This window comes from Halomonas sp. BC2, from assembly GCF_002078115.1.
Classification (GTDB): Bacteria; Pseudomonadota; Gammaproteobacteria; order Pseudomonadales; family Halomonadaceae; genus Vreelandella; species Vreelandella stevensii.
The window spans coordinates 36,113-51,952 of the sequence record NZ_LFGT01000013.1 but is presented as its reverse complement, the minus strand read 5'-3'; the positions used below and the strand labels follow the sequence as shown (position 1 = coordinate 51,952).

Annotated in this window: 16 protein-coding genes and 1 riboswitch; of the genes, 11 read left to right on the top strand and 5 right to left on the bottom strand. The window is 57.9% G+C overall.

Annotated features, from left to right (window positions below; genetic code table 11):
* Window positions 1-30: 30 nt before the first annotated feature.
* From B7L71_RS10170 to B7L71_RS18030, 8 genes are all read left to right on the top strand, one after another.
* Complete coding sequence (locus B7L71_RS10170) at window positions 31-951, top strand: EamA family transporter (protein WP_016914665.1); 921 nt, start codon at window positions 31-33, stop codon at window positions 949-951.
* 128 nt (window positions 952-1,079) lie between these two features.
* On the top strand, window positions 1,080-1,589 hold the full coding sequence (locus tag B7L71_RS10165; protein WP_081137700.1) for a porin family protein: 510 nt from the start codon (window positions 1,080-1,082) through the stop codon (window positions 1,587-1,589).
* Between the two features lie 243 nt (window positions 1,590-1,832).
* Entirely contained in the window at window positions 1,833-2,885 is a 1,053-nt protein-coding gene (gene dctP / locus B7L71_RS10160; RefSeq protein WP_016914663.1) for a TRAP transporter substrate-binding protein DctP, read from the top strand.
* An 80-nt stretch (window positions 2,886-2,965) separates the two neighbouring features.
* A complete protein-coding gene (locus B7L71_RS10155; protein ID WP_081137698.1) occupies window positions 2,966-3,484 on the top strand; it encodes a TRAP transporter small permease subunit in 519 nt (172 codons plus the stop codon).
* Window positions 3,477-4,805 carry a TRAP transporter large permease subunit gene (locus B7L71_RS10150; RefSeq protein ID WP_081137696.1) on the top strand — a complete coding sequence of 443 codons (1,329 nt, stop codon included), beginning with the start codon at window positions 3,477-3,479 and terminating at the stop codon, window positions 4,803-4,805. The genes B7L71_RS10155 and B7L71_RS10150 overlap by 8 nt, the downstream gene beginning before the upstream one ends.
* Before the next feature lie 182 nt (window positions 4,806-4,987).
* A complete protein-coding gene (locus tag B7L71_RS10145) occupies window positions 4,988-6,061 on the top strand; it encodes an HlyD family secretion protein (protein ID WP_081137694.1) in 1,074 nt (357 codons plus the stop codon).
* A 43-nt stretch (window positions 6,062-6,104) separates the two neighbouring features.
* Window positions 6,105-7,190 (top strand): DUF2955 domain-containing protein, encoded by a 1,086-nt coding sequence (locus B7L71_RS10140; RefSeq protein ID WP_081137692.1) that lies wholly within the window; start codon window positions 6,105-6,107, stop codon window positions 7,188-7,190.
* Between the two features lie 26 nt (window positions 7,191-7,216).
* Window positions 7,217-7,513: a CsbD family protein gene (locus B7L71_RS18030; RefSeq protein ID WP_446497422.1), complete on the top strand. Its 297-nt coding sequence runs from the start codon at window positions 7,217-7,219 to the stop codon at window positions 7,511-7,513.
* Between the two features lie 300 nt (window positions 7,514-7,813).
* On the opposite strand, the gene aztD is transcribed toward B7L71_RS18030, so the two are convergent.
* The 5 genes from aztD to B7L71_RS10110 form a co-directional block, all read right to left on the bottom strand.
* Window positions 7,814-9,073 (bottom strand): zinc metallochaperone AztD, encoded by a 1,260-nt coding sequence (aztD, locus tag B7L71_RS10130; RefSeq protein WP_081137690.1) that lies wholly within the window; start codon window positions 9,071-9,073, stop codon window positions 7,814-7,816.
* A 50-nt stretch (window positions 9,074-9,123) separates the two neighbouring features.
* Window positions 9,124-10,056 (bottom strand): zinc ABC transporter substrate-binding protein AztC, encoded by a 933-nt coding sequence (gene aztC / locus B7L71_RS10125; protein WP_212636753.1) that lies wholly within the window; start codon window positions 10,054-10,056, stop codon window positions 9,124-9,126.
* Window positions 10,057-10,172: 116 nt separating this feature from the next.
* Window positions 10,173-12,089, bottom strand: a complete 1,917-nt coding sequence (gene thiC / locus B7L71_RS10120; RefSeq protein WP_081137688.1) for a phosphomethylpyrimidine synthase ThiC — start codon at window positions 12,087-12,089, stop codon at window positions 10,173-10,175.
* A 25-nt stretch (window positions 12,090-12,114) separates the two neighbouring features.
* Window positions 12,115-12,783 carry a thiaminase II gene (gene tenA, locus B7L71_RS10115; RefSeq protein WP_081137686.1) on the bottom strand — a complete coding sequence of 223 codons (669 nt, stop codon included), beginning with the start codon at window positions 12,781-12,783 and terminating at the stop codon, window positions 12,115-12,117.
* Window positions 12,784-12,868: 85 nt separating this feature from the next.
* Window positions 12,869-13,000, bottom strand: a riboswitch (TPP riboswitch).
* A 44-nt stretch (window positions 13,001-13,044) separates the two neighbouring features.
* Entirely contained in the window at window positions 13,045-13,314 is a 270-nt protein-coding gene (locus B7L71_RS10110) for a site-specific integrase (RefSeq protein ID WP_283160412.1), read from the bottom strand.
* A gap of 231 nt (window positions 13,315-13,545) precedes the next feature.
* On the opposite strand from B7L71_RS10110, the gene B7L71_RS10105 reads away from it, so the two are divergent.
* From B7L71_RS10105 to B7L71_RS10095, 3 genes are all read left to right on the top strand, one after another.
* Window positions 13,546-14,211, top strand: a complete 666-nt coding sequence (locus B7L71_RS10105) for a hypothetical protein (protein ID WP_081137682.1) — start codon at window positions 13,546-13,548, stop codon at window positions 14,209-14,211.
* A 99-nt stretch (window positions 14,212-14,310) separates the two neighbouring features.
* Window positions 14,311-15,057: a hypothetical protein gene (locus B7L71_RS10100; protein WP_139790113.1), complete on the top strand. Its 747-nt coding sequence runs from the start codon at window positions 14,311-14,313 to the stop codon at window positions 15,055-15,057.
* 92 nt (window positions 15,058-15,149) lie between these two features.
* Complete coding sequence (locus B7L71_RS10095) at window positions 15,150-15,605, top strand: hypothetical protein (protein WP_139790112.1); 456 nt, start codon at window positions 15,150-15,152, stop codon at window positions 15,603-15,605.
* Window positions 15,606-15,840: the final 235 nt, after the last annotated feature.

The following is a 15,840-nucleotide window of genomic DNA, read 5'->3' as shown; positions in this document are numbered from 1 at the left end:
ATATAACCTAACGTGAGCCGTTTTGTTCCTATGTCGTCGATTTCCAGCCCCGCGCTTTTGCCCCGTCATCTCGCCATTCTGCTGATGATGTGTGTGGCCACCATGTTCGCCGCCAACCACGTGTCGGCGCGGCTGGCCTTCGATAACGGTACGGGGCTGCTGCTGGCGGTATTGATGCGTTCAGGGGTGGCCTGCGTGATCCTGCTGAGCCTGTTCGTGCTGCAGAAAAAGCGCTTCTGGCTGCCGCCCGGTGCCTGGCGCTGGCAGCTGGTGGTGGGGCTGTTGATCACTCTGCAAAGCGTCAGCCTGTATTCCGCCGTGGCTCGCCTGCCGGTGGTCATTGCCCTGCTGCTGGTCAACACCTTTCCCATTCAACTGGCGCTGCTTAGCTGGGCGCTGGGTGGCCCCAGGCCTTCGCTGCGCAGCTGCCTGATCATGGGCACCATACTGATTGGCCTACTGGTAGTGCTGGATATTCCCAGCTGGTTGGCCAACGCCGATGCCATGGGGCCTGAGTGGCTGGCAGGCATTGGCTTTGGGCTGCTGGCGGCCTTTGCGTTTGCCTGTGCGCTGTGGATCACTGAGCACCGCCTGGCAGGCGTAGGCAGTACCCTGCGTAGCCTGCTCACCATGCAGACCGTATTCGTGGCCATGATTCTTGGCGGGCTACTGGGGGCAGTGCCTGGCGGCATGAGCCTGCCCGATAACAGTAGCGGCTGGGCAGGGCTCATCATGCTGGCACTGCTTTACGGCAGCGCGTTTTCGGTGCTGTTCATCTTCGTGCCCCGCCTGGACATGGCGCGCAACGCCCCCGTGATGAACTTCGAGCCGGTGGCTTCGCTGCTGATCGGCTACCTGGTGCTGGGACAAATGCTCAGCCCCAGCCAGCTGCTGGGCGGCGCGGTGGTGGTGGGGGGCATTGTGGTGCTCAGCCTGTCGAAAGGCCGCTAGCCCACGCCACCGGGCGCCGAAAAAAGGAAATTATATGCAAAGCGTGGGGCAGCATTTGCGTTATCTCGGGGGTTGAGCCACACTTGTTCAGCGTAAGGAAACACTGTTTTTTAACTGAGGTGAACCCCATGAAAACGTCCGTTCTTTCCCTTGCCTCTGCGGCACTGCTGGTAGGCGCCGGTACTTTTGCGGCATCAGCTCAGGCCCAACAATCTTTCCAATACCCACAAGGATACGTGGGTGGCGATGCCATGTTCTGGAGCCTGGACCCCGACCGCGGCTCATCCCGCGACGATGTCGGCCTTCGCCTGCGTGGTGGTGCTCAGTTCAACGAGTTTTTCGCCCTGGAAGGCCACCTGGGCACAGGCGGCTCTGATGGCAACGTAGAGCTCGATTACCTGGCCGGTGTTTACGCCAAGGGTATCCTGCCCGTCTCGCCGGATGTCCGCCTCTACGGGCTGGCCGGTGTCACCGAGGTCGATTTCGACCGTGACCGTGAAAGCGGCTTCTCCTATGGCGCTGGCGCGGAAGTAGATATTGCCCATAACTTGTCACTGGGCGCCGATTACATGCGCTACCTGGACAAATCTGCCTATAACTTCGATGCCGCCAGCGTTGGCCTACGCTATCGTTTCTAAGGTCATCGTTTTCAGGTAACGACCTGACAAGATCGTTTCAAGGGAATACCGCCCCGCTGATCTGCCGATACAGGCAGACAGCGGGGCTTTTTGTTGATGGATAGCCACTTTGCTGAGTATGGGCACAGTTTTTCAGAGTTTCGGCCAAATGCTGCACCTGCGTAAATGATAAGGTCAAAATAAAGACAACAACGAAAATGGCCAGCGAACAAACCCATAACGCTCCATTGCAGAGGAAACATCATGAATAAAATCAGTAAATTGGCTTTGGTCGTAGGCCTTAACGCAGGGTTGGTGATGACGGCCGGAGCGGCCGAGATGAACTGGCGCATGGCGACCCCCTGGAGTGGCGGCCCTTGGCTCGAACGTGACGCCCAGATGTTTGCAGATCGCGTCAGTGAGCTTTCCAACGGCGAGATCGCCATCGAAGTGTATCCTGGCGGTACTCTGGGAAGCGCCTTGCGCGTCACCAATACGGTCAAGTCCGGCGTGGCTCAAATTAGCCATAACTACATCAACTATGACTACGGCACTGACCCCACGACGGCGCTGTTGGCCGGACACTCCAGCGGCCTGACGCCGGAAGAGTTCATGCTGTGGATGTATGAAGGGGGCGGGGTAGAGCTTTACGAAGAGTACCGCAGAGACGTGTTCGATGTAGTGGCCTTCCCCTGCGCCATCCTGGGAACCGAAATTTTCCTTCACTCGAACAAGCCCGTGCGTACCCTTGAGGATTTCCAGGGCCTACGCCTGAGAACCTCTGGCGCCTGGGCCGAGATCGCCTCCAGGCTGGGTGCTTCCACGGTGGTCATGGCCGGTAGCGATATCTACAGCTCTCTGGAGCGTGGCGTGATCGATGCTGCCGAGTGGGGTAGCCCGGAGATGAACCGGCCGACGGGTTTCCAGGAAGTTGCCCAGTACGTGGTCATTCCTGGTGTTCATCAGTCGGGAGGCTTCCTGGAGTGCCAGGTAAACAGCAATACCTGGGAAAGCTTGAGCGAGCAGCAGCAACAGATGCTGCGGCTGGCGGGCAAGATGTCCGTGTTCGAAACATGGTTGGCCAGCTCTTTTGCTGACCTGGATGCCTACCAGGAACTGGTCGATGGGCCGAACGAGATCATCGAGCTGGATCAATCGTTCATCGATGCCATCTATGCCGAAACAGAGCTTTGGGAAGATGAATACGCCGCCGAAAACGAATGGTTTGCCCGCGTTCTCGAATCCCAGCGCGACTTCAAGAATGACATGAACAACTGGTCCCAGTATCGCCTGCCAATTGGTGTGATGGGCCGCTGATCCCTTGGCACATGCATGAAACAAGGAGGCCTGACCAGGCCTCCCTTTTCGTTTGGCTGCCTATACGCTGAGAGTTGGTCATGAAACTGATTAAAGCAATCGAAGCGCTGACCCGCCTGTCGGGATGGTTGGGCGCATTACTGGTGTTTCCTCTTATCGGTGCCCTGATCGTGGAAGTGTTTAGCCGATATGTGGCGGGCAGGCCCACGCTCTGGGCATTCGAGGTGAGTTACATGGTCATGGGGGCCATGTTCATGCTGGGCATGGCCAATGCCCTGAGAATTGGCCAACACGTCAGTGTCGATATCATGGCGCTGAAGCTGAGCCCCAAGGCCAATGCGGCAATACGTGCGGTTGGCTACGTCATGTTCTTGCCCGTGCTGGTGTGGCTGGTATGGGAGCTATCGAAATACGCGCTGGGTGCGTTTGAAAGCAACGAGCGCTCAGGCCGTTCGGCCTGGAACCCGGTGGTATGGCCAATCTTCACCGTCTGGTTCATTGGCTTTGCCATCCTGGCCCTGCAAGTGGTTGCCGAGTTTCTGAAATCCGTCTGCTTGATCCGTGGCAAGGCACCCGTGGAGGGCGGCAACCATGAGTAGTTATCTCGCGCTGCTAATGTTTCCGGCGCTGATGGCGCTGATTATCTCGGGCTTTCCCATCGCCTTTTCCATGATCCTGGTAGCCACCGGGTTCGGGATCATTCAGTTTGGTGATGTGGCGGCCTACCAGCTGTTGACCAAAATCGAAGATACCGCCTCGAACTCCATTCTGGCGGCGGTGCCTCTGTTCATCTTCATGGGCGCCATGTTGGAAAGGTCGGGAATCGCCGAGCGGCTGTTCGAAGCCATTCACATGTGGACCCGGCGGCTGCCCGGCGGGTTGGGCGTCGGTGCCATCATCATGGGCACCCTGTTTGCCGCATCAAGCGGTGTAGTCGGCGCCACGGAAGCCGTCATCGGCATGCTGGCCATTCCCGTCATGCTCAAGCATCACTACAGTAAAAGCCTCATATCGGGCACCATTTGTGCCAGTGGCTCTTTGGGAACGGCGATTCCGCCATCCATCACCGTAGTCGTGCTGGGCCCCGTGGCAGGCGTATCTGTAGGGTCGCTGTTTAGTGGCCTGTTGATTCCCGGCTTCTTGATGGCGGTGATGTTCCTGGTGTACATCGTGGGGGTGGCTTATCTGAAGCCTGACATGGCTCCCAGGGTGCAAGAGCAGGAGCCTGATGTGGCTTGGGGTGAAAAGATCAAGGTCACCCTGGTGGCGTTGGTGCCGACCATGCTGCTGATCTTCATCGTGCTGGGCACCATCCTGATGGGGCTGGCAACGCCCACGGAAGCCGCTGCGTGCGGGGCGTTGGGGTCCATCGTGCTGGCGGCGGCGTATCGCAACCTGACGCTGGAAGTGCTGTGGAACTCCGCAATCAAGACGGTCAATATCTCGGCCATGATTCTCCTGATCGTTCTGGGGGGAAGCATGTTCGCAGGCGTGTTCTTCGCTTCTGGGGGGATGGCGACCGTACAAGCCTTGCTGATGGACACGGGACTCAGCCCATGGATGATTTTGGGCCTGATTCTGCTTATCGCGTTCATCGCTGGTTTCGTTCTCGACCTGATTTCCGTGGTGCTCATCATCATTCCCGTGGCCATGCCGATCGTGCGGATGCTTGGGTTCGATGAAATATGGTTCTGCGTTGCGTTCCTGGTCGTGTTGCAGACCAGCTACCTGACGCCACCGCTGGCGCCTGCCATCTTTTACTTGAGAGCCATTACGCCGCCGGAGGTCACCCTCAGGCACATGTACATAGGGGTCGTGCCATTCATTCTGGCGCAATTGGTCGTGTTGGCGCTGGTGTTGGCCTTCCCGCAGTTGGCGCTATGGCTGCCGGATGTCATGGGTGGACCCTCTTGGCGCTGAACGTTTGGCGCTGACCAAGCCACCTGCCATTGACTGCCGCCGCAAGGCGGCAGTGTCGTTGTGGGCCATTAGTATCTTGCCTTAACACTCTTATTGTTAGCCTGCTAATAAATTTGTTAGACTAAAGTATTCCTTCTGATGCTTTCCTCGGGGCTACCCGAGGGCAGTGAGTGAGTACGCCAATGACTCCTGATCAACGTTTCAGCCGCTGGGTACGTATTGCGCTGGCGGCGTTTGCGGTGCTGTTCGTCTATTTTCTGGTGGCTGACAGCTTCATGCCGATGACCCCAGAGGCGCGGGTGATGCGGCCGGTGACCCAGATAGCCCCGGAGCTGGGCGCGCCCGTGCAGGCGGTACTGGTGAACGACCACCAGCGGGTAGCCGCAGGGGAGGTGCTGTTCCGGCTGGAGCCCGCGCCGTTCGAGCTGGCCCGGCAGCAGGCCTTGCTGAACCGTGAGCAGGCCGAGCAGGAGAACGCGCGACTGCGGGCAGAGCTGGCGGCGGCCAGGGCATCGCTGGTGTCTGCCCAGGCCACCCTGGAGGAGCGTAGTGGTGAGCGTCGCCGCGCCGAGGCGCTGCTGGGGCGGCAGGGCATCTCCCGACAGCAGTACGACCAGCAGGTGGCCGCCGAACATACCGCCCAGGCGGCCGTGACTTCCGCCCGCGCGCAAATCGATAGCCTGGAGGTGCAGCTGGGGGAGGAGGGCGAGGCCAATCTTCGCCTGCGCCAGGCCAACAATGCGCTGGCCCGCGCTGAGCTGGACCTGGAAAGAACACAGGTACGCGCACGCGAGGCGGGTGTGGTGGCCAACCTGCAGCTTCAGCCGGGGGATTATGTGCCAGCGGGGCAGCCGGTGATTGCGCTGGTGGCCGACCGAGCAGAGATCGTCGCGGACTTTCGTGAAAAGAGCCTGCGCCATGTGAACGTGGGCGACGAGGCCCAGGTCGTGTTCGATGCCTTGCCAGGGCACATTGCCAAGGGGCGCGTTACCGCCCTGGAGGCGGGCGTGCGCGAAGGGCAGCTGGCAGCCGATGGTCAGTTGACCAGCATTCCGACCTCCGACCGCTGGGTAAGAGATGCCCAGCGCATGCGCCTGCACATCGCGCTGGACGATCCCTTGACCACTGCCCTGGCCTCACTACCCCCCAGCGGAGCACGGGCAACTGTGCAGCTATGGCCGGGCCAGCATGCCCTGGCGGCGCCCTTCGCTTGGCTGCAAGCGCACCTGGTGAGCTGGCTGCACTATGTCTACTGATATGTCTACTGACATGTCTACTGATACGCCTAGGGATATGTCTATGGGTCGGTTTACCAAACGGCTGACTCACCGATTCAAACAGCGTTTCCGTCATCCGCCCAAGGCGCGGCCCGCGAGCCGCCTGGACCAGAACGGCCTGCGCCAGTGCGTGCGCGTGGCGGGGGGAGGGCTGCTGGGGTTCGTGGTCAGCCAGCTGATGGGCTGGAACTACGGGGTGTTTTTCACCGTGTTCCCGATGTTCCTGCTGGGCATGGTGCCTGTATTGAATGCTGGCATCATCCGTCAGTTTCTGGCCAATGGCAGCCTCAACGCGCTGGAGGTCAGTGTGGTGGTGGGGCTGTTGAAGCACATGCCGGTGGTGATGACGCTGGTGGTGCTGGGGCTGTTTCTGCTGCGCTTCTCCTTGATGGCCAGAGGGCCGCTGTTTCTGTTCGGTGCCAACGGCGTCTTGACGCTGAGCATACTGCTGCACTTTGCCAGCTACCCCAGCGTAGACCTGGGCGATTTGCTGGCCAGCAACCTGATGGCCAGCGTGCTGGCCGTGTTCATCGCCATGCTGATGCATACCCTGTTCCCCGATACCGAGCCCCGCCAGCCGCCGCCCAGGGTGGCCAAGCCGCTTGCCCAGGTGCGCCATGAAACCCTGCTGGGCGGGATCACGGCCACGCTCTCGTTCGTGGTGTTCCAAGTGTTCGACCTGCAAGGTTCATTGTCGGCGCAAATGGCCACTATTCTGATTCTGTTCACGCTGGGGTATCAGGGCGCTCGGGTATCGGCAGCCAAGCGCGCCGTGGGCACCTTGCTGGGATGCAACCTGGCGCTGGCCATGCAGCTCGTCCTCTATACCCAAAGCCACCATTTCCTGCTGGTGGTACTGCTCTATTGGCTGGGCCTGATGCTGTTCGCCCGCGAGCACATTCTGGAAGGCGGCGGCTCTGGCATCGGGTTTGGCGGCTTGACCACGCTGGGCATTCTGTTCGGGCAGTCGCTGGGGCCACAGCAGGACCTGGTGTACAGCGCGCTGTACCGCTTCGCTTCCATGAGCGTGGCGCTGGTGGCAACGCTGGTAGTGATGGCGTGCGTGCAACGGGTGCTGAACCGCTTTGCGGCCACTCGGATTGCGTGAAGGCCGCTTGAACAGACACCAGGCCTTTGCAAAAAAAGAAAATGGGCAACTTTGGCAATACCCGCTACGCTGATAACAGGCCGCACGGTCAGGTAGACCCGCAGTACAGCGGCCGCTTCCCTACTAACGGATTAGAGGTGTTCGTCATGGCAGGTACTTCAGATAAAGCAAAAGGCACAGCCAACAAGGCAGCAGGCAAAGTGAAAGAGGCGGCTGGCAAGGCGACGGGTAGCACCAAAACCGAAGCCAAAGGCAAAGCGCAGCAGGCCAAGGGCGAACTGCAAAAAGGCAAGGGAGAAGCCAAGGACAAGCTCAAGAAGTAATACGACAGCCACCGAGTATGTATTCGTTGCCGGATGGCTAGCCCCAGGGCCAACCGTTCAGGTTATCGATCCGGCGGCCAATACTCTTTCAAAAACAACACCGGAGCCCTTGGGCTCCGGTGTTGTTTTGTGCGATCCGTCAAAGGGGCCAGCAGGCTTAGGCTTTGTACGAAAACTGCCTACGCTCGCCCATACGGCGTTAAAAATCGGCTCAAAGTACTCATTTACACCTTGTAAACTCCGTCTTTTCGCCGATTTTTGCCTTGTCTGGCCATCGCTCGCCGACCTTTCGTACAAAGCCTAGTGCCCGTGAGAGACGCCGGTGCCGCCCACCGCGACGATATTGAACGGCTTGCCTTCAAGGGCCATCTCATCGACCTTTTCGAAGGTTTCCGCACTGACGAAGTGCAGCGTTTCGGTAGCGGGGTCGGTGACCACGATATGCTCACCCGCCACGGCAATGCGTGGGCGCGGGTCGTTCCAGTGGCCATCCATGGAGTAGGGCTCGGTCAGGCGCAGCGACTGGGTCAGCTCGCCGTTCAGCACATCCAGTTGATGCAGCTGGCCATCTTCGGTGAACACATAGGCGTAGCGGGCGCGAATCGGGTCCACCGCAAAGTGCACGCGACGGGTAGGCAGTTGCACCAGCTGGAAGCCTTCTTCACCTTCGGTGGGGTCGACCAGCAGCACGCGGTCTGGCCCGTAGTTACCCAGGAAGTACTGTAGTCCGGTGCCGCCCAGCAGGGTGGAAGCACTGCCTTCCGGCAGAGAGCTAGGGTAGGGCAGATGGGTGATCTGGGGCGTGCCGTCTTCCGTGGCGATCAGCAGCAGGCCGGTGTGGCAAGCCAACGCATAGAGGCTGCCAGAGCCCGCCGAGCCGTGCAGCCCAGGGCACGCCACTTCGTCGCCGACCAGGTGGCCGTCGCTATCCAGCACCTTGGCACCGACCGGGCGTTGAGACGCATCTTCCGGGTTGACCACCGTCACCACCGCATGCTGGTGGAATGGCACGGCCACCCCGTGGTGCGCCGCCTCCACCGGCACCGTACGGACCTCTGGGGAGTCTGCCAACAGGCTGCTTTCGGTGAACAGGCGGGCTTCGTCTTCACCATCGAACCACTGGGCAATGTAGCCCTGGCGCTCGACGAAGTGGGCGGGGCGCTCTCCTTCCAGAACCGTGCTCAGCAGCGCCGGGTCGGCCACCTCGATATCGGCGTGGTCGCCGTGGTCATGGAAAGCGATGCCGGTATTGATCACCGACACCGTGTTTGCCGCTCCTTGTACGGCAAATACCGCCTCGCCGCTACGGGTGCTCAGCAGCGCCGCCGGGCCTTCCAGCTCGAAGGTGTCCAGCAGCGACTTCTCCGTGGCGTCGATGACGTGGACCACGGCATCCTGCTGGTCGGCGACTACCAGCCGCCAGGCCGTGACGTTTTCATCGTGGGCATGGTCATGGCTATGGTTGGAGTGACCATGGGAGTGGTCGTGGGCCTGCACGGCGGCACTGCCTATCGCGAAAGCGAGCGCGGTCAACGCTTTGCCTACAAACATCGGGGTCATCGTTTCTCTCTCCTTGAGCCCAGAAGGGGCGTGGTTAATCACCTGAGTGGCTACTGCAGCGCCGTCACCAGGGTGTCGACGTTATGGCGCATCATGTCGAGGTAGCTGGCCGCCGGGCCATCCTCCCGCGACAGCGCGTCCGAGTAGAGGGTGCCGCTGAGCGACAGGCCGGTCTCCTGAGCGATTTGCTCGACCAGCCGAGGGTTGGAAATATTCTCGGCAAATACCGCCACGGCGCTCTGCTGCTCGATGGCATCGATCAGCTTCGCCACATGGGCGGCCGTGGCTTCGGACTCGGTGGAGACCCCCTGCGGGGCCAGAAAGCGCACGCCGTAGGCCTCTTCGAAGTAGCGAAAGGCATGGTGAGCCACCACCACGGTGCGTCGGGATTCGGGAATCCTGGCGATGCGCTCATGGATTGCCTGCTCCAGCGCTTCCAGTTCCTGTGCGTAGCGCTGCTGGTTGGTGCGGTAGGCGTCACAGCCTTCCGGGTCCGCCTCGCAGAAGGCGTCGGCAATGCGCACGACATACGCCCTGGCATTGGGCACCGACTGCCACGCGTGGGGGTCGTAGGGCGCTTCATGGAACACCGCCCGGTCGCCATAAAAGTGGTAGTGCCCGCCCATGGGGTCTTCGAGATGCACCGCGTGCTCCGAGACGGTGACCACGCTGGCTTCGGTACCGCTGGCCTCGATCAGGCGGGTAAGAAAGCCCTCGAACATCAGGCCATTGATGAGCACCACGTCTGCCTGCGCCACCTGGCGAACGTCGGCGGGGGTGGGCTCGTAAACGTGGGCGTCGTCGTTGGCGCCCACGATGCTGGTCAGCGCGATGCGTTCACCACCGACCTGGCGGGCCAGGTCTTCGATGATCGAGAACGAGGCCACCACGTTCAGGGTGGGCTCATCGGCCATGGCGTTCAGGCTGCCCAGCGCCAACATGCCTGCCGCCAGCAGAGGAGGTACGCGTTTCAACAGACCCACGGTGAGGCTCCTTGATTGAGTATATATGTTATAACATAACAATAAAGGGGCCGAACATCAAAGAGACCGAACATCCAGTGGGTTGCTCCCCCCGCCCGCAGGCGGGGGGAGAGCGGTCACACCTCCTGGTATAGCTCGCTGCCTTCCCGGCGGAACTTCTCCGCCTGCTCCTGCATGCCGCGCTTCACCGCCTCGGCGTCGCTTTCGCTGGCGTTTTCCGGGGTGCGGTCGCGATAGGTGTCGCGCACTTCCTGGCTGATCTTCATCGAGCAGAACTTCGGCCCGCACATGGAGCAGAAGTGGGCCACCTTGGCGGAATCCTTCGGCAGGGTTTCATCGTGGAATTCCCGGGCGGTGTCCGGGTCCAGGCCCAGGTTGAACTGGTCTTCCCAGCGGAACTCGAAGCGCGCCTTGGAGAGCGCGTTATCGCGCCGCTGCGACGCGGGGTGGCCCTTGGCCAAATCCGCTGCGTGGGCGGCAATCTTGTAGGTGATGATGCCGGTTTTCACGTCATCCTTGTTGGGCAGGCCAAGGTGCTCTTTCGGCGTCACGTAGCAGAGCATGGCGCAACCAAACCAGCCAATCATCGCCGCCCCAATGCCCGAAGTAATGTGGTCGTAGCCGGGGGCGATATCCGTCACCAGCGGGCCGAGGGTATAGAAGGGCGCTTCGTCGCAGTACTCCAGCTGCTTGTCCATGTTCTCTTTCACCAGGTGCATGGGCACGTGGCCGGGGCCTTCGATCATCACCTGCACATCGTGCTTCCAGGCAATGTGGGTGAGTTCGCCGAGGGTTTTCAGTTCCGCCATTTGCGCTTCGTCGTTGGCATCGGCAATGGAGCCGGGGCGCAGGCCGTCGCCCAGCGAGAACGCCACATCGTACTGCTTGCAGATCTCGCAGATCTCCTCGAAGTGGGTGTACAGGAAGCTCTCCTGATGGTGATACAGGCACCACTTCGCCATGATGGAACCGCCACGGCTGACGATACCGGTGACGCGGTTGGCGGTGAGCGGCACGTAGCGCAGCAGCACCCCCGCGTGGATGGTGAAGTAATCCACCCCCTGTTCCGCCTGCTCGATCAGCGTATCGCGGAAGATCTCCCAGGTGAGGTTTTCGGCAATGCCGTTGACCTTCTCCAGCGCCTGATAGATGGGCACCGTACCAATCGGCACCGGCGAGTTGCGGATGATCCACTCGCGGGTTTCATGGATGTTCTGGCCGGTGGAGAGATCCATGATGGTATCCGCACCCCAGCGGATGCCCCAGGTCATCTTGTCCACTTCCTCTTCGATGGAAGAGGTGACCGCCGAGTTGCCCAGGTTGCCGTTGATCTTCACCAGGAAGTTGCGGCCAATGATCATCGGCTCGCTTTCCGGGTGGTTGATGTTGTTGGGAATGATCGCCCGGCCACGAGCCACCTCATCGCGCACGAACTCCGGCGTAATCTCCTTGGGCAGGCTGGCACCGAAGCTCTGGCCCGCATGCTGATGGCCCAGAATGCGCTCTACTTCTGCGGTCCCCAACGCCTGGCGGCGCTGGTTTTCCCGCAGGGCGATGAACTCCATTTCCGGCGTGATGATGCCCTGGCGGGCGTAGTGCAGCTGGGTCACGTTCTTGCCCGCTTTCGCCCGGCGCGGGGTGCGGGTCAAATCAAAGCGCAGCTGGGCAAGGGTGGGGTCGTTGGCGCGGCGATTACCGTATTCCGAAGTCGGGCCATCCAGAAACTCGGTGTCGTTGCGCTCTTCGATCCAGGCCCGGCGCAGCTCTGGCAGGCCCTGGCGCAAATCGATGCGGGCGTTGGGGTCGGTGTAGGGGCCGGAAGTGTCGTACACCAACAGCGGCGGGTTCTGCTCATCCACGCCGCTGGTTTTGGTGGGCGAGAGGGTGATTTCCCGAAACGGCACGCGAATATCCGGCCGTGAGCCTTCCACGTACACCTTGCGCGAGCCGGGCAGTGGGGCCACGGCGGCGGCATCGACCTGGGCGGTTTCGGCTAAAAAGTGGGCGGTTTTGCTTTTGACGGTCTTGGTCATGACGGTTGCTCTATGTTGTAGGAGGTTATTCAGAAAGGTCTAAACCCATCTGCCAGAAGTCGATTTCCAGGCGGGTGGCATCGCGGAAGATCTTGCTCAGCTCAGCAAAACGGGCAGGGGTGACGTCCGCCAGGCGGACATCGAGCCACGCAAGCTCCGCTTGCATGGCGGCCTGGAACTCCTCGCTTTCGTACATGGCGATCCAGGCATCGAAGGGGTTTTGCGCGCCGCGCAGCGTAGAGGGCTGCGCGTTCAGCCAGTTGGCGATTTCGCCGTAGCCCACCAGGCACGGGGCCAGCGCCACGTGCAAATCGAGCAGGTCGCCGCGATTGCCGGTATCCAACACATAGCGGGTGTAGGCCAGCGTGGCGCGGGCTTCGGGAAGTTCGGCAAGCGCTTGTTCGCTGATGCCCCACTCCTGGCAAAAGCCCACGTGCAGGCCCAGCTCCACATCCACGATGGCTTTCAGGCCCTCGTGGGCCTGGCGCAGATCCGCCAGGGTGGGGCTTTTGTAGGCGGCCAGCGCGTAGGCGCGGGCGAAGTGGATCAAGAACAGGTAATCCTGCTTCAAGTAGTGGCGAAACGACGCCTCAGGCAGCGTGGCATTGCCCAGTTGGCGCACGAAATCGTGCTCGATGTAGGCGCGCCAATCGTTCTGGCAAGCGGTGGTGAGATCGGTAAAGCGGTAGCCCATATTGGATGCCTCCGGTGGTACAGCGAACCGGCGCACGGGCGTAGGGAGAGTGAGTTGGGGCAAGGTATCAGGTGAACACGGCGCACCCCAACCACCGCTTGATTCCTACGCCGGTACTAGCCGGATCAGGTTCAACGGGCCCCGCCGTGACGACTTGCTGCAGCAGCCAGCCGTATAGCGATCTCAGCCGGTTCCACCGGCACCCCGTCAAGCAGTATTCAGCGCAGTGTAGGAGGCGGGTGGGGGAGATGCAAGGGTAGGCTATTTTATTGGGCGTACTGAGGTGGTCTGCCGTGAAAGCAATGAACGACAAGAAAAGACGATGGCGTTGAGTGCTTGATTCTGTGTAGCCGCTGCCACGTGCCTTTCGGTTGCCAGATACTCCAAAAATTGCCGTACTTCATGACCTGTTAGGGTGGCAGGGTGACGTAAATTATTGAACCTAATGTAAAATCGAATCCAGTAACAATAGGTTTTTTCGGTGCGTAAGCTATAGCGCTTGACCCTCATGGTTGCCTTGACGCGTTCCATCAGTTTCATGGGAGAATGCCTCAATAATTTTGTATATAAACACAGTATTATTGGGGTGAGCAAAACGCGCAAGCTCGCGAATTTTGGCTACATCGCCGAAATTCTCTTTGTACGCTGTAGAATCGATGAGGTAGATTCAATTTGGTGGCTATGAAACCTCAGTCATTGTGATGTCACGTTCATTGAGGTTTCATGGCAGGGCGTATAATCACTGTTAGGTAGGTATTGAGGATGCCCAGCTATTTGTTGTTCAAGTTTGGTGAAAAGGAGCACATGGAGGCTCTCATAAATCATGGGGAGCTTTACCTGCAAACACTTGGTCACTATGCAGATTTGGAGCACCGTGAACGTGGTGATAAGTACGAGGGCGTTGTCACTGTCCGATCGTCAAACGGCGGGACTTTGAAGATTAAGCATCCAAAAACTGGAGAAGAACACTCTATTCAACTTGCGTATAGTCAGATGCGGGAGTCGGACAGCTCGCTTAAAGCTGTTAATGTCTACTGTCTTTATTGTTTGCAGTTTGAAGAAACTGATAGTCCAGAAATTGGTATGCGATTTAGCGTCGATGTGATTAATGGTTTCGGTGATGCGGCTGTAATGATTTACGATGTTGACGCATTCCTAAACCGTGTGGTTAAGGCAGCGGAAGAAAAGGGCTCTATCGTCCTGCACAGGATAGTTCAGTATCTAGATCTTAGAGACTATACCGGTGATCTCGGTCCGTTCAGGAAGGATTCTAGATTTTCTCACCAAAACGAGTACCGAATTGCCGTGGGTACTCCCGAGCGAAATGGTAAGCCAATAAAACTGAACGTTGGATCGCTCGATGGGATTGCAACGCTGATGAAATCAGACGAAATCCAAAAGCTGAAGTTCCATGTCACTGAAGAGTAAACTACCTAACCAGTGGCAGCAGTCGGAACGTTTTTCCGCTCCTGCGTCGCGTCCAAAACGTCCGCTGTGCCAAGCGTTATACAAGTAGGGGATAAGACAATGGAAGCCAATTCTTCAGATGAAAAAGGTAATGATGGAGTTGCAGATACCCAAGTTGAAGCTCATGTCTCAGACAGTGCTGAAGTATATGATACTTCCGGTATTTTGCTGATAGCAGAAAATTCTACCACCGAGGTTCAAAGAATCGAACTGGTTGCCGAAAAGCCCTACGATTTAAATCTTTCTATGGGCGTTGATGTGATCGCTTTCTTGGGGTTTGCTATTACCGCCTTGATTGTATTACTTACCAATCGACAGACCGTAAAGTACTCACTAAAACTTATTGAAAGTCAGGAAAGACTTTCCCGCAAAAGTGCTGAAGAAAATGTTCATTTAACTAGATCCGAAATCACAGCAAATAACAGGCAGGCTTGGATTAACACATTGAGGAATGATGTCGCAGATTTTATCGCTGCTGCTTACGCGATTTGGGATCTTAATAGGATTAAAAGTGGCAGAAGACAAACTCTTTCGGAGCTTGGAAATCCAGAATATGCTATGAAAGAGCTTTTTGAATGGTCGAGTAAATATAACCAAGCTATAGAGCGTGCTGAGGGGTTGTCAGCGAAAATAAAGCTGCTTACAAATCCAGTTGAAGATAAAACTAAAGAACTAGTTGCAGGTCTTGATGCAGCAATGAATCGTATTAGGGACGGGGAAAAGCCTGAAGAACACTTACACCAAATCGTTTTGGTTTCGCAGTCCATTCTTAAAGAGGAGTGGGAGAGGGTGAAGGAAATGAAGTAAAGTATAACAATCGGCTGCACAGCGACCGATTTTCCGCCGCTTCGCGGCTCCAAGCCGGCGCGTGAGCCGGGCGTTAGAGCTCAAGGATAGATATGAGAATTCCCACAGATCTAGAAATATTAAATACGATATACCGTATGTATCATTCTGACTTTTCTGCTTTTGAAAAAGGTGATGGGTCGCGGGCTTCGAAAATCTATGTTCCGATTGACTGCAAGGAAATTGCTGGCGAGCTTAAAGTGGATCCTGACATTGTCTTTGGTCGTTTGTACTACCACTTAGAGAAACAGTACGGTTACAAACGAGATGATGGGAGTAATGTTCATTTCTTTGCTCTCAAAGTTGGAAATGACCCAAAGTGTGTAAATTTTCCACTTATGACCTCCGTTTTGGCTGGCTTGCGTCAAGAGAAAAAGAAGTTTTGGATAGGAACAGCAATCGCTGTTCTTGCGCTAATTGTTTCTACAGTCTCATTGACCGTTTCAGTTACGCAGTCGGCAGGCTCTAACAGGTCAATGCATCCGACTGCTGAAGCAGCGGCTGATTAAGGCGTTATGTTCTAGGAGGAGGCTTGGTTGACCACTCGAGTCATTGAAGTAGCCAAGTTCAGAGCTAGGTATAGATATTCATTTGATGATGAGTATTTTTACTTGTTTTGGAAGAGGGGCTTGCGAACGTTAGTTTACGATAGATATGAGTTAAATGAGATGTCTGCTGAGTTAGATCACTGGCATGGACGGCCTCACTCCACCGTGTCTAATATAAAGAAGTCTATATTCTGGT